This window comes from Mycoplana sp. 10N416, assembly GCF_056394765.1.
The window spans coordinates 102,047-115,126 of the sequence record NZ_JBFTIM010000005.1 but is presented as its reverse complement, the minus strand read 5'-3'; the positions used below and the strand labels follow the sequence as shown (position 1 = coordinate 115,126).

The window sequence follows — 13,080 nt, the reverse complement described above, 5'->3', positions numbered from 1 at the left end:
AAATAGGCTTTGGGGTGCGCGTTCTTGGCAAAAGCCTGCGTGGCGGTTGGCGGCGCGGACTTGCTAGCGACGCAGCACCAATCCAAGGCCGGCGCGGGTCACTCCGGTGTTCGCGCCCGTCTCCGGCGCCGTCAATTCGTACGATACGTCCCCACTCAGCGCCAGATAGCGGTTCAGGCCCCAGGTCAACCCCGTGCCGATGATGTAGACGTTCTGGTTTGATGCAGAAGAGGTCGGGAAGTCGCGCCACTCATAGGAACCCGCGAGGCGCGCGACGACATTGCTGCGCATTTCGTGCGTGATGTCGGCGCTCGCGAGGTAGGAAATGTATCCACTTTCGCCCGGTGTCGTAGACGGTTCGATCGATGTTCTGAGGCCGAGGTTGACGTTCGTGCCGCGCTGGGGCGACCAGTCCATCGATCCGTCGACGCTGAAGGCGTTGATGGTCTTCAGCCTCTCGTCGTCATAGGTCTCGCGGTCGTAGCCGAGCGCGAACTCGCCACGCAGCTTCTCGCCAAGGTCGAGCTCCACCCCGGTGCGGGCGGCGTAGACGTCGCCGGAGCGTGCGTAGCCTGCGGAATCACGCGCGTCGTCATAGCGAACACGGCCGATGGCGGCTTCGATGAAGGGAATGAGGGCCGGCGAGACCTCGTAGCCGATTCGACCGGTCAAGACTCCCTCGGTGTTGTTGCGGTCGCTCTGCGACAGCTCCGAGCCGTTGGACAGCTCGACGTCGCCATAGGTCGTGCGTTCGATGTCTGCTCCCAGCGTGCCGCGGATCAGCCCGAAATCGCGCTGGATGCTAGCCCCGCCCCGGAAAGTCTGCACGGCTGACTGCTCCTCGGCATTCGCGATCGCATTGGGGTCGGCCGCATCCTCCCGCTCGAGACTGTAGCCGGCGGTGAGGTTGGCCGTGGTGTCGGCCGATAGGTCGAGTCTCAGGTCGGCGTCGATATTCGCCTCCGGCTCGGTGTTGTTGCCGCCGGAGAAGTTCTTCTCGAAGGTTCCAGCCCCGCCGATCGTCAACTGGTGCAGGGACCAGTCGGAAACCAGAATGCCTCGCAAGGTCGTCGTCGAAAAGGATCGCGTCTGGACGTCGTCGCCGGTCTTGGTGCGCTCATAGCCGATACCCTGGGCAATCGTGGGCCGGAGGATGAACGTGCCCAAGCGCATGCCGGGCGGCTCGTCGCTCCACGGAGCCGTGGCGGTTCGAAGTCCATCGATCGAGGGGACCGGCAGGTTCTGCCGACCAATTTCGGTTGCGGAGCCGGCGACGTCCTCCCCATCGACCAAGGCCAGCGGGGTAGCCGGCGTTGTCCTGGTGGTCGCGGCGGGGCTGTCCTGCGACGTTGCCAGCGTGGCCGGTTCCGCGCCAAGCGGGTCCTGGCGCGCAGTCGTTGCCGCCGCGTCCGTACCGGGGACGATCGTCGCGGCCTCCTGGGCCAGAGCCGGCCATGCGGCCAGAATCGTGGCGGCAAGCAGCAACCCGGCTACGCGGCGCGGCAACAGGGCTGGTTGCGCCCGTAGAGATTTGCTGTGCGGATAAGGCATGGCTTTCGCGGATTCATCGAATTCCTAACCGAACGTAAAGGCTTGTAGTTAACGTTTGGTTTCCGACCCGGCAGCTATTTTACCGGGAGGATGCGCGTGGATGCATGGACATCGAAAAACAAAAACGCTAACGAGACGCATGATCAGGAAACTAGCACTGGTAGAAAGCAGCGGCGCAATCGCTTCTGCGATCCGCACCGTCGAAACCGAGCGCGCCGGCCTGGATGCGTTGTCGCGCGCACTTTCCGGCCCGTTGCACGAGCCATTCTGCGATGCCGTGCGCGTGGTCGCGGGCATCAAGGGACGTGTGATTGTCACCGGCGTCGGCAAGTCCGGCCATATCGGATCGAAGCTGGCCGCAACCTTTGCGTCCACCGGAACGCCGGCGTTCTTCGTCCATCCGGTCGAAGCCAACCACGGCGATCTCGGCATGATTTCCTCGGACGACGTGGTGCTTGCGATGTCCTGGAGCGGCGAAAGCGCGGAGTTGCAGGGGATCATCTCCTATACCCGCCGCTTCTCGATCCCGCTCATCGCGATCACGGCCGGTGAAAGATCCGCCCTTGCGCGCGAGTCCGACATTGTCCTGTTGCTCCCCAAGGAACAGGAAGCCTGTCCGCACGGGCTCGCTCCCACCACCTCGACCCTGATGCAGCTTGCTGTCGGCGATGCGCTGGCGGTGGCGCTCCTGGAAGCACGTGGCTTCACGGCCACCGATTTCAAGACCTTCCATCCGGGCGGCAAGCTGGGGGCCAGCCTGACCCATGTCGGCGACATCATGCACAGCGGCGAGAACATGCCGCTCGTGCCGCTCGGCACATCAATGCCGGCCGCCGTCCTGTTGCTGTCGCAGAAGCACTACGGTTGCGTCGGTGTGATCGATGACAACGGCAAGCTCATCGGTATCGTCACCGATGGCGACATCGCCCGCAACCTGTCGCGCAATCTCGCCGAGCTGGATGTCGACGACATCATGACGCGGACGCCCAAGACGGTGCGCCCGACGACGCTCGCGACCGCTGCGCTCGGTCTTCTGAACCAGCACAACATCTCGGCGCTGATCGTCACTGACGAGGCGGCGACACCGGTGGGGATCGTCCACTTCCACGATCTGCTGCGGATCGGCGTCGCCTGATCGCTTTAACAACACTGCTTTGAAAAAGCCCGCCCATGGCATCTGCCGGGGCGGGCTTTTTGTTTTTCGGCCTATGCCGGCTCGACGGTCAGGTCGCGACCCGAACTCGCCACCACGCGCACGCGCGTGCCTGCCGGCAGGTCCGGTCCCTGCACGCTCCACATCGTATCATCGAGGCGAATGCGCCCGCGGCCTTCCAGGATCGGCTGCTCGAGCGTGGCGGTGCGGCCGACGAGGCTCTGGGCGCGCTGGTTGAGGAAAGGTTCGTCGGTGCGTTTTGCATTCGACAGCACGAGGCGTCGCCCGACGAGGACGGCCGCGATCGACAGAGCCGCAAAAAGCAGCCACTGCACCTGCCAGATCCACCAGCCGACCTTCCAAAGGAGCAGCGAGAGCGCGCCGGTGATGATCGCCGCAACGCCGATCCAGACGAGGAACACGCCCGGCATCAGCACCTCGAGGATCAGCAGCACGATGCCGAGCACCCACCAGGCCCAGGGTCCCAGTTCTGCAACGATGCGGGCGATCATGGCTCAGCTTTCCCTCGTGGTGTCGAACGGATTGCGGGCGGTCCCGCCTGTGGTGGGCGTCGACTGGCGCGGCCGGCTGGGCGCCGTCGCCGGGCCGTCGCCGAAAACCTCTTTCGCGATCGCACCGATGCCGCCGAGCGAACCGATCAACGACGACGCCTCCATCGGCATCAGCACGACCTTGGAGTTCGGTGCGCTGCCGACGGTCGCCAGTGCCTCCGTATATTTCTGCGCGACGAAGTAGTTGACCGCCTGCACATTGCCGGCGGCGATCGCCTCGGAGACCATCTTCGTCGCCTTGGCCTCGGCTTCGGCCAGTCGCTCGCGCGCCTCGGCATTGCGGAAGGCGGCTTCGCGCTGGCCTTCCGCCTGCAGGATCGCCGACTGCTTGGCGCCCTCGGCCCTGAGGATCTGGGCATTGCGCGAACCTTCCGCTTCCAGCACCTGCGCGCGCTTGTCCCGCTCCGCCTTCATCTGGCGCGCCATGGATTCGACCAGATCCTTCGGCGGGGCGATGTCCTTGATCTCGACGCGGGTGATCTTCACGCCCCAGGGCTTGGCCGCTTCGTCGACGACGTGCAGCAGCCGGTCGTTGATCTTGTCGCGATTGGAGAGCAGTTCGTCGAGATCCATCGAGCCCATGACGGAACGGATGTTGGTCATCGTCAGGTTCAAGATCGCGTGCTCGAGATGGGCGACCTGATAGGCGGCCTCCGCGGCGTTCAGCACCTGGTAGAAGGCGATGGCATCGGAGGCAACGCTGGCGTTGTCGCGGGTGATGACTTCCTGCGTTGGCACCTCCAGCACCTGTTCCATCACGTTCATCCGCGCGCCGATCTTGTCGAAGAACGGGATGATGATGTTGAGCCCCGGCTGGAGCGTTCGCGTGTAACGGCCGAAGCGCTCTACCGTGTATTGATAGCCCTGCGGTACGGTCTTGATCCCGGCAAACAGCAGCCAAAGGACCAGAACCACCACGGCAATGACGAAAATATCCAACCCATCCAACGACATGCGACGCCCCTAAAGCTCGGTTCCGCGTCACTCTACGCAATCCGTGCGACAAGGCCAGCGCATTTTGCGAGGTGTTTGGAGCCGTCGAGCCGAAGGGGCTTGCGCCCCGTGGCCTTCGTCAGAACCAGCCGGCAAGCTCGCGGCGGACGACGGTCTCCAGCACCGCCATCCCCTCGGGGCCGTCGTTGAGGCAGGGGATGTGCGTGAATTTCTCGCCGCCGTTGTGAAGGAAAATCTCTCCCGCCTCGCCGGCGATTTCCTCGAGCGTTTCCAGGCAGTCCGAGACGAAGCCCGGGTTGATCACAGCGATGCGCTTGACGCCGTCCTGCGCCAGCTTTTCGACCGTCTTGTCGGTGTAGGGCTGCAGCCATTCCTCCGGGCCGAAGCGCGACTGGAACGTGACCTGCAGTTTCTCCGTCGACCAGCCGAGCCTGTCGCGCAAGAGCCGCGCAGTCTTCTGGCACTGGCAGTAGTAGGGGTCGCCCTTGTCGAAGTAGCTCTTGGGAATGCCGTGGAAGGAGGCAAGGACCACCTCAGGCTCCCAGTCGAGACCGGCGAGATGGGTATTTATCGAGGTTGCGAGCGCATCGATATAGGCCGGATCGTCGTGATAGGGCGGCACGGTGCGAACCGCCGGTTGCCAACGCATCTTCAGAAGCGCTTCGAATGCCTTGTCGTTGACGGTGGCGGTGGTGGCGGCGGCATACTGCGGATAGAGCGGGAAGACGAGGATGCGCTCGCAGCCTTCCTTCTGCAGATATTCCATACGCGAGGCGATCGACGGCTGGCCGTAGCGCATGGCCCAATCGACAACGATCTGCGGATGGTCGGCAAAGGACTGCGCCATCAGTTCCGCCTGATTGCGCGTGTAGGTGCGGAGATAGCTCTCGTTCCTCTCCTTGTTCCAGATCAGCTCGTAGGCCTTGCCAACCTTCTGGGGGCGCTTGTTCAGGACGATGCCGAACAGGATCGGATACCAGACGAGCTTCGGCCACTCAATCACGCGCGTATCGGTCAGGAATTCCTTCAGATAGCGCCGCATGGAACGGTAGTCGGTTCCGTCCGGCGTTCCGAGATTGACGAGCAGGATGCCGACCTTTCCGTGCTTGACGGATGGGTGATCGGCGGGCTTTGGAGCGGCGGTTTGCATGTTCGGTCCTGTTCGGGCTCATTATCCAGGCGGCCAAAATTGTCGGCCATCAAATCTGGGAGTGTTCTAAAAAGAAATGCCGGCCCGGGAAAGCCCGGACCGGCTGAAATGGTGGAGACAATTTGTCCCTTTATTTCGCCGGGACCTGCAGCTCGGATCCAATCTTGAGGGCACGTGGTCTCGGATTGCCGTTCGCCTCGGAGATCTTCCTCCAAAGGTGGCCTTCGCCATAGGCCGACTTGGCGATGTCCCAGAGCGTGTCGCCGTGGACGATGACATGCCTCGTTGGACCGGAAGCTGCCTGCGTCGCCGGCGTTTCGGCGCCGGGCGCCGTTGTGCCGGCTGCAGCATCCGTCGTCGTTCCGGCCGTCGCGGCCACGATGGGGATGATGCGCCCGTCAGTATAGGGCTTGTAGGGCCGGTTTGCGGCCAGATAGTCCGCCACCACCTGATCGAGCGTCGGGCCGTAGTCGTAGGCGTTCGTCGCCCCGGTGGCGAAGACCTTGTAGCCGTCGCCGCCGGCGCGCATGTAGTTGTTCGAGGCGAGTGTGTAGACCTTGGCCGGGTCGAGCGGCACGAAGGCGTCGCCTTGCTTCATCTCGACGGAGACGACGCGGCTGCCGGCTGGCCTCGACTTGTCGAAGGAGATTTTCATGCCGGCGACCTGCGGGAAGCGACCGGCGCCCTCCTCGATCTGGCTCAGGCCGTTCTCCAGCGCCGTCACCAGGTCCGCGCCCTTCAACTGGAAGGTGGAGAGGGTGTTCTGGAACGGCAGCACCGTCACCACTTCGCCCATCGTGACCGGTCCGCCGTCGATCGAGGCGCGCAGCCCGCCGCCATTGGTGATTGCGGCGGTTACGCCCTGGCCCTTGGTGCGGTCGATCAGCGCGTCGGCAACGAGGTTGCCCATCTGGCATTCGCCGGCCCGGCAGCTCTCCCGCGACCCGTCGATCGGCGCGGCGGTCTCGGCGACGATCTTCGCCTTCATCTCCTCGATCGGCCCGGCCAGTTCCTTGACGCGGGCGACGACCGCTTCATCCGGTTTGAAGCTGGCGTCGAGCAGGATTGGATCGCCCTTGGCCTCCTTGACCACACCATGATCGTCGAACACCACCTTCAGATTGCCGAGGTACTTCGTGTAGGCGCCCGCCTGCACGACCGGAACCTTGTAGCCGCCCGGGTTGTCGACCATGGTCGGGTAGGGGCCTTCGGCCTTCTCGTCGGTGTTGGAAAGCAGGCTGTGCGAATGGCCGCCGACGACCACGTCCACGTCGGGGATCTTGGCGATCGCGGCGAGATCGCGCGGATAGCCGACATGGGTCAGGGCGATGATCTTGTCGACGCCCTGCTTCTTGACCTCCGCGACCGCTGCGGTGATGTCGGCGACGTCGTTGCCGATCAAAACGTTCGGGCCGGGTGAGGAAATCTCGTCGGTGTCGTTCGCAACGGCCCCGACAATGCCGATCTTCTGGCCGCCGACCTCGAGCACGATGTACGGCTTGATCCGGTCGCCGAGCTTCGAGCTGGCGCCGGCGGCGACGTTCGCGGTCACGACGGGAAACTGCACCTTGTCGAGGAAGGCAGCCAACCCGTCCTCGCTGTCGTCGAATTCGTGGTTGCCGACGGTCATTGCGTCGAACTTCATCAGGTTCAGGAACTCGGCTTCGGCTGCGCCCTTGTAGGTCGTGTAGAAGAGCGAGCCCTGGAAATTGTCGCCGGCGTTCAGCAGCAGCACGTTCTTGCCGGCCAGCGCCTGGCGCTGCGTGTCGATCGCGGTCCTCAGCCGCGCCACGCCGCCGAAGCACTCGTTCTTGCCTTCCTCCTCCGCCGAGCAGGTGGAGTCGAACTTGTTGATCGGCTCGATGCGGGAATGCAGGTCGTTGATATGGAGGATGTCGAGTTCATAGTCGGCAAAGGCAGTTCCCCCCGAAAAGGCAATCAGGGAAGCGGCCAGCAGGCTGATGCGGACTGAGTTCATGGACGTGCTCTCCTGGTCAGGCGGAATGGCCGCTTCCTGGCCCCTTATGGGTGGGCGGTCACGTCTTCCGCGCGAACGGATGCTTCCATTACATCCAAAGAACTTCAAGAGGGAAAGCCGCAAGCGATGAAAGGTTTGGGAAGACGGTTAAGGCGGGTGGCCAACGCCACGCGGCCAGCCGAGATGGACGGGCATGACCCAATCTGTTAGTCCGACGGTCTGGCGGGGGGGCATCGCACTCTCGTCCGTGGCGCTGCCGACAGCGCCCGAACGTCATAGCTGGAGCGATTGAATTGCGCGGCAAGTGCCCCCGCAACACCGGAAAAGTCACCTTGCAGCGCGCTTTCTCGAAGCTCGGTATCTGCTCGCGCACGCAGGCGGAGGCCTTCATTGCGGCAGGCCGTGCTCGCGTCAACGGGCGCAAGGTGAACGATCCGAACACCTGGGTCGATCTGGCGCGCGACAGGATCGAGCTGGATGGCCAGGCACTCGAGCTCAATGACAAGGTCTATCTGGCGTTGAACAAGCCGCGCGGGCTGGTCACGACGCGATCCGACCCCCAAGGCCGCCCGACAGTTTTCGAGTGCCTGAAGGACCTGGACCTGCCCTTCGTCTCGCCCGTCGGCCGCCTCGACAAGGCAAGCGAGGGGTTGCTGCTCTTCACCAACGATACGGCGTTCGCCCAGCGCCTGCTCGACCCTGAGACGCATGTCGGCAAGCTCTACCATGTCCAGGTCAGCGGAATTCCGTCCGACGAGGACTTGCGACGCATGCTGTCCGGCGTCGTCCACGATGGAGAGACGTTGCAGGCCTCCGCTGTCCGAGTGCTGCGGGCCGGCGAGAAAAACTGCTGGCTGGAAGTCGAACTGGACGAGGGCAAGAACCGGCAGATCCGCCGGATTCTGGAAGTCATCGGCCTGGAGGTCCTGCGGCTGATCCGGGTGGCGATCGGCGACCTGATCCTGGGTGACCTGCCAAAAGGCAGCGCGCGGTATCTGACGGAAGCGGAGATCTGGGCGTTGCAAGCGCGAATGGGGACGAAACCCAGCTGACCTTTTAGGGGGACCAATGACCGTTCTGCTCCGGCCCTATCTCACCTCTGACTTCGAGGCACTGCGCAACTGGTTTCCCGACAAGGCATCGGTCGTTCAGTGGGCTGGTCAGGACATGCGTTTCCCGCTCGATCCCGCACAATTCGCACAGATGCAGCAGGAGACGGAAGGCGCCGCTCCCGGCCGATGGATGTGCTCGGGTCTGGTCGCGGGAACGGTGGCTGCCCATGCGCAGGTGGTGCTCGACTGGCAGCATTGTGTCGCGCGGCTTGCCCGCGTGGCCGTGAGCCCCGCCTATCGCGGCAAACGGCTTGCGCAGCCGTTTCTGCGGCAGGTCATCGACCGCGTGTTCGCGCAGGAAGCGTTCGTGCGGCTGGAACTGAACGTCTACACCTTCAACACTGCTGCAATCGCGACATATCGCCGGCTTGGCTTTGTCGAGGAGGGCGTGCGGCGGTCATCGGTCAAGGTTGGCGAAGAGCGGTGGGATACGGCGATTCTTGCTCTGCTGCGCGACGAGTACGACGTCATCCGTGCATCGGCAGCGGGTGACGTCGCGGTGCCCTAGGGCCGAACTGTGAACCGCCGAAGCGCTTCAGCCCTGGCGGTTCAGCGTAAATTGCGCGCCCGAACCTGACGTGCAGTTCAACTGGCGCGGCGTGACGAGCGAGCAGTTCGCCTTCGAGGCGGACTTGGAAATGTTGGAGTAGAGGCTGATCTCGATCAGCCCGTTTGGCTGGGTGACATAGGTGCCGGTCGCCATTGTCGTGTTGGTGTCCGTCGTCCTCGTCGCGAACTGGCCCGCGGAGAAGGTCGAGATCAGACCGTTCGCATCGACCCATGACCCTTCCACGCCCTGCGGCGCCTGCGCGACCTGTCGCACCGGCGCGCGGTCGTACGACTGGCACGAGGCGAGTGTCGCGCCAGCCGCAAGCAGGGAAGCAAAGATCAAGGGTTTCATGGGGTTCTCCATAGCCTTGCCCAACGATATGGCGTTGAAAATATTGCCAGACCATGCCGTGAACAGTTGGTGAATGCAAGAGAAAGGCGGCCATGGCGACAGGTTATCCGTGCCAAAACGAAACGCCCGCGGCTCGCCGCGGGCGTTCATAATCGCGGTTTCTGACGCGGACGATCAGCGGAACAGGACGTTCCGGAACTGCCACGGATCCTTCGTGTCGAGGTCCTCCGGGAACAGGCCCGGGCGGCCGTCCAGCGGGGTCCAGTCGGTGTAGTGGCCCTCGATCGGACCGAGATAGGGACGCTGGACCTCGAGGCAGCGACGGTAGTCCATCTCGTCGGTCTCGACGATGCCGGCCTTGGGGTTCTCAAGCGCCCAGGCCATGCCGGCGAGAACAGCCGAGGTGACCTGCATGCCGGTGGCGTTCTGGTAGGGGGCGATGCGGCGGGTTTCCTCCAGCGACAGGCGCGAGCCGTACCAATAGGCGTTTTTGTCGTGGCCGTAGAGCAGGACGCCGAGTTCGTCGACGCCGTCGACAAGCTCGTCTTCATCCAGGACGTGGTGGACCGGCTGGGCATTGCCGCCGTTGCCGAACATCTCGTGCAGCGACAGCACGGCGTCGTTCGACGGATGATAGGCGTAGTGGCAGGTCGGGCGATAGGTGACATCGCCGTCCTTGTCGCGGACGGTGAAGAAGTCGGCAATCGAGATCGACTCGTTGTGGGTGACGAGGAAACCGTATTGCGGACCCGGCGTCGGGCACCAGGTGCGCACGCGCGTGTTGGCGCCGGGCTGCTCCAGATAGATCGCCGCCTTGCAGCCCTTCTTTTGCTTCTTGGCGTTCTTCGGCATCCAGTTTTCATGGGTGCCCCAACCGAGCTCGGCCGGCTGCAGGCCCTCGGAGATGAAGCCTTCCACCGACCAGGTGTTCCAGAAGGTGTCGAGCGGCTTCGGCCGCTTGGCGCGCTGGGTATCGCGCTCGGCGATATGGATGCCCTTGACGCCGACCTTCTTCATCAGCTTCGCCCAGCCCTCGCGATCGTCCTGCGCAGGCACGTCATGCTTGATGCCGAGATCATTGGCGAGGTTGACCAGCGCTTCCTTGACGAACCAGGAGACCATGCCGGGATTGGCGCCGCAGGTGGAAACGGCCGTCGTGCCGCCCGGGTTCTTCGCCTTCTCCTTGCGCAACGTCTCGCGAAGCGCGTAGTTGGTGCGGTCCGCGTTCTTCATGTTCTTGTCGAAATAGAAGCCGAGCCACGGCTCGATGACCGTATCGATGTAGAGTGTGTCGTGCTTGCGGCAGAACTTCATCAGGTCGACCGAGCCGGTATCGACCGAGAGGTTGACGACGAACGCCTGGCCGCCGCCTTCGGAAATCAACGGCTTCAGCAGGTCCTTGTAGTTGTCCTTCGTCACGAATTCCGCGACGTGGCGAACACCGTGGCGGGCGTAGAGCTCGTCGTCGGCAGCGTCCTTGCGCGGTTCGATGACGATCAGGCGGTTCTTGTCGTACTTGAAATGCCGTTCGATCAGCGGCAGCGTGCCGCGGCCGATGGAGCCGAAGCCGATCATGACGATCGGGCCTGTAATTTCGCCATGAATCGGGTAGGTCGTGTCTGCCATTTTCCTTCGATCTCCTTCGGGAGTGCGCGCCAGATGTCGCAAAAAGAGGACCCAACGGCCCTGTTTTCGGCATGAAAATGCCTAGAGCACAGAATCCCGTCACAATAAAGTGGGCACGAAGCCTCGCGTTTGAATTGTCAACCGGGGCCTTCGCCCGGTTCGATCCGGCGGTCCGGATGGAATGGCCGAGAGCGATAGTGAAGGGTGGGGCGGAACCGCGATTGGGGTACAGGCTGAGGTTCAGGCCAGTTGCGCAGGGATCAGGCCGCGCAGCGAATTGCCGACGAAGACGGCATGGCGGTACAGGTCTTCGACATGCAGGCGCTGTTCCGTTGCGCGGCCGGTCTCGAGCAGTTCCTCGCGCAGTACGCCGGCCAGCAGGCCGCAGGCGAGCGGCGGCGTCTTCAGAACGCCGGTGCCGTCGTCGAGAAAGACCGAGGTAATCGTTCCCTCGCACATCTCACCGCGCTCGTTGAGGAGGAGGACCTCATCCGCCTCGGCCGGTGCGAACTCGGCGCGCGCCGCCTCATAGATGCTACGGCGCGAGGTCTTGTGGCGGAGCAGCGGATTGGCGGAGTCGAGCCGCGTTGTCGCCATCTTCGCGGTCCAGCGAGCACCCGCGGCGAGCGGCACGAACGGCGCTGTCTTCACCTCGATCCGGCCGTCGGCGAAGAGTTCGAGGCGGACGCGCAGCGGCGATGTCGTGGCGGCCACGCCAGTTGCCCCTGCGGGGAAGCCGTGGCTGGTTTCACCTCCTGAACCGGGCGTCGCCGACGCGGCGTCCATCAATGCCGCTCTCGCTTCTGCCGCGCCGAGAATCTCTAACGCTTCCGCCGATCGCTGCAAGCGTGCCAGATGCCGCTCCAGCCGGACGAAGCCGGCTCCCGGCTCCCAGCGCAGCGTCTCGATCAGCGAGATATCCATTGGTCTCCTACCGCGAACCGCGCCTTAAGCAGACACTCCTCGTACTCGGCCTCCGCCGTGGAATCGAAGACGATGCCTCCACCGACGTTGAAGACAGCCTCGCCGCCGTCGAACAGCGAAAGCGTGCGGATCGCCACGTTGAACTGCATCGTCCCGTCCGGGGCGATCAGGCCGATTGCGCCGCAATAGGCGTCACGCGGGCCAGCCTCAAGGTCGTGCAGGATCTCCATGGCGCGCATCTTCGGCGCGCCGGTGACCGAGCCGCAGGGAAAGAGGGCGGCAAAGAGGTCGCGGATTGTCGTGCCCGGCACCAGCTTCGCGCGCACATGGCTGACCATCTGGTGCACGGTCGGGTAGGTCTCGATCGCGAAGAGCTTCGGCACCTCCAGCGTGCCAACCTCGGTGACGCGCGAGATGTCGTTGCGCAACAGATCGACGATCATGCGGTTTTCCGCCTGGCTCTTCGGGTCGGCGAGCATCGCCGCCACGATCGCCTCGTCCTCGGCGGCATTGGCTCCGCGCGGCGCCGTTCCCTTCATCGGATGCGTCTCGATCCAGCCGTCCTTGTCGACCCGGAAGAACAGTTCCGGGGAGCGCGACAGCAGGATCGGACCGTCGAGCGAGACGAGGGCGCCGTATTTGACCGGCTGGCGCTCGATCAGCGACCAGAAGGCCGCCACCGGGTCGCCGTTCCAGCGGGCGCGGATGGGCATCGTCAGGTTGGCCTGGTAGCAGTCGCCCTCGCGCAGGTGCCGATGCAGGCGGTCGAAGCGGCTGCGATAGGCCTCCAGGTCCCACTCAGCCTTCGGCTCGGTGACGAAGGGCTCGTTCTCGACGCGCTGCTTCGCCGTCGCCAAGGGATGATCGTCGGCCGGCGCGTCGAAGATGCCGAAGCTCATCAGCGGCGTCTCGCGATCATCGATCGCAAAGGGCGCGAGCTTCTCCTCGAACAGATGGCCCGCCTCGTAGCTCATGAAGCCGGCGATCCATTGTCCTTCGTCATGCGCTGCCTGAAGCGTCTTGAACGCCCGCTCAAAATCCGCGCGCTTGCGAACCGTGACCACGCGGGAGGGGGCGGCGAAGACCGTGGTCCGGTCCTCGCGGTCGTCCCGCAGGAGCACATAGCGTTCTCGATCCGTCATCTCATCGGTTCTCGGCA

At 63.9% G+C, this 13,080-nt stretch carries 12 protein-coding genes; 3 read left to right on the top strand and 9 right to left on the bottom strand.

What is annotated here, in order from left to right; translation table 11 throughout:
- Window positions 1-63: 63 nt before the first annotated feature.
- On the bottom strand, window positions 64-1,506 hold the full coding sequence (locus AC1DDS_RS12065) for an outer membrane beta-barrel protein (protein ID WP_477479111.1): 1,443 nt from the start codon (window positions 1,504-1,506) through the stop codon (window positions 64-66).
- Window positions 1,507-1,690: 184 nt separating this feature from the next.
- On the opposite strand from AC1DDS_RS12065, the gene AC1DDS_RS12060 reads away from it, so the two are divergent.
- Entirely contained in the window at window positions 1,691-2,686 is a 996-nt protein-coding gene (locus AC1DDS_RS12060; RefSeq protein ID WP_477479110.1) for a KpsF/GutQ family sugar-phosphate isomerase, read from the top strand.
- Window positions 2,687-2,757: 71 nt separating this feature from the next.
- Here the strand turns inward: AC1DDS_RS12060 and AC1DDS_RS12055 are convergent, their stop codons facing one another.
- The 4 genes from AC1DDS_RS12055 to AC1DDS_RS12040 all read right to left on the bottom strand — a co-directional run bounded on the left by AC1DDS_RS12055 (window position 2,758) and on the right by AC1DDS_RS12040 (window position 7,358).
- Window positions 2,758-3,216 (bottom strand): NfeD family protein, encoded by a 459-nt coding sequence (locus AC1DDS_RS12055; RefSeq protein ID WP_477479109.1) that lies wholly within the window; start codon window positions 3,214-3,216, stop codon window positions 2,758-2,760.
- Between the two features lie 3 nt (window positions 3,217-3,219).
- Complete coding sequence (locus AC1DDS_RS12050; protein ID WP_477479339.1) at window positions 3,220-4,224, bottom strand: SPFH domain-containing protein; 1,005 nt, start codon at window positions 4,222-4,224, stop codon at window positions 3,220-3,222.
- A 124-nt stretch (window positions 4,225-4,348) separates the two neighbouring features.
- A complete protein-coding gene (gene hemH, locus AC1DDS_RS12045; protein WP_477479108.1) occupies window positions 4,349-5,380 on the bottom strand; it encodes a ferrochelatase in 1,032 nt (343 codons plus the stop codon).
- A gap of 130 nt (window positions 5,381-5,510) precedes the next feature.
- Window positions 5,511-7,358, bottom strand: a complete 1,848-nt coding sequence (locus AC1DDS_RS12040; RefSeq protein ID WP_477479107.1) for a 5'-nucleotidase C-terminal domain-containing protein — start codon at window positions 7,356-7,358, stop codon at window positions 5,511-5,513.
- A gap of 275 nt (window positions 7,359-7,633) precedes the next feature.
- Between AC1DDS_RS12040 and AC1DDS_RS12035 the strand changes: the two genes are divergently transcribed.
- Together AC1DDS_RS12035 and AC1DDS_RS12030 are read left to right on the top strand one after the other, a co-directional pair.
- Window positions 7,634-8,410, top strand: a complete 777-nt coding sequence (locus AC1DDS_RS12035) for a pseudouridine synthase (protein WP_477479338.1) — start codon at window positions 7,634-7,636, stop codon at window positions 8,408-8,410.
- A 16-nt stretch (window positions 8,411-8,426) separates the two neighbouring features.
- Entirely contained in the window at window positions 8,427-8,978 is a 552-nt protein-coding gene (locus tag AC1DDS_RS12030) for a GNAT family N-acetyltransferase (RefSeq protein ID WP_477479106.1), read from the top strand.
- 27 nt (window positions 8,979-9,005) lie between these two features.
- Here the strand turns inward: AC1DDS_RS12030 and omp10 are convergent, their stop codons facing one another.
- The 4 genes from omp10 to AC1DDS_RS12010 all read right to left on the bottom strand — a co-directional run bounded on the left by omp10 (window position 9,006) and on the right by AC1DDS_RS12010 (window position 13,063).
- On the bottom strand, window positions 9,006-9,371 hold the full coding sequence (gene omp10, locus AC1DDS_RS12025) for an outer membrane lipoprotein Omp10 (protein ID WP_310421662.1): 366 nt from the start codon (window positions 9,369-9,371) through the stop codon (window positions 9,006-9,008).
- Window positions 9,372-9,545: 174 nt separating this feature from the next.
- Window positions 9,546-10,997, bottom strand: a complete 1,452-nt coding sequence (locus AC1DDS_RS12020) for a homospermidine synthase (RefSeq protein WP_477479105.1) — start codon at window positions 10,995-10,997, stop codon at window positions 9,546-9,548.
- A gap of 240 nt (window positions 10,998-11,237) precedes the next feature.
- Window positions 11,238-11,921 (bottom strand): aminotransferase class IV family protein, encoded by a 684-nt coding sequence (locus AC1DDS_RS12015; protein ID WP_477479104.1) that lies wholly within the window; start codon window positions 11,919-11,921, stop codon window positions 11,238-11,240.
- Window positions 11,906-13,063 carry an aminodeoxychorismate synthase component I gene (locus tag AC1DDS_RS12010; protein ID WP_477479103.1) on the bottom strand — a complete coding sequence of 386 codons (1,158 nt, stop codon included), beginning with the start codon at window positions 13,061-13,063 and terminating at the stop codon, window positions 11,906-11,908. Before AC1DDS_RS12010 ends, AC1DDS_RS12015 begins: the two co-directional genes overlap by 16 nt.
- Window positions 13,064-13,080: the final 17 nt, after the last annotated feature.

Excerpts from the sequence above, each read along its gene's own strand:
- AC1DDS_RS12040 (WP_477479107.1), bottom strand. The coding sequence starts at position 7,358 with ATGAACTCAGTCCGCATCAGCCTGCTGGCCGCTTCCCTGATTGCCTTT.
- omp10 (WP_310421662.1), bottom strand. The coding sequence starts at position 9,371 with ATGAAACCCTTGATCTTTGCTTCCCTGCTTGCGGCTGGCGCGACACTC.
- AC1DDS_RS12010 (WP_477479103.1), bottom strand. The coding sequence starts at position 13,063 with ATGACGGATCGAGAACGCTATGTGCTCCTGCGGGACGACCGCGAGGAC.
- hemH (WP_477479108.1), bottom strand. The coding sequence starts at position 5,380 with ATGCAAACCGCCGCTCCAAAGCCCGCCGATCACCCATCCGTCAAGCAC.
- AC1DDS_RS12030 (WP_477479106.1), top strand. The coding sequence starts at position 8,427 with ATGACCGTTCTGCTCCGGCCCTATCTCACCTCTGACTTCGAGGCACTG.
- AC1DDS_RS12055 (WP_477479109.1), bottom strand. The coding sequence starts at position 3,216 with ATGATCGCCCGCATCGTTGCAGAACTGGGACCCTGGGCCTGGTGGGTG.
- AC1DDS_RS12060 (WP_477479110.1), top strand. The coding sequence starts at position 1,691 with ATGATCAGGAAACTAGCACTGGTAGAAAGCAGCGGCGCAATCGCTTCT.
- AC1DDS_RS12015 (WP_477479104.1), bottom strand. The coding sequence starts at position 11,921 with ATGGATATCTCGCTGATCGAGACGCTGCGCTGGGAGCCGGGAGCCGGC.
- AC1DDS_RS12020 (WP_477479105.1), bottom strand. The coding sequence starts at position 10,997 with ATGGCAGACACGACCTACCCGATTCATGGCGAAATTACAGGCCCGATC.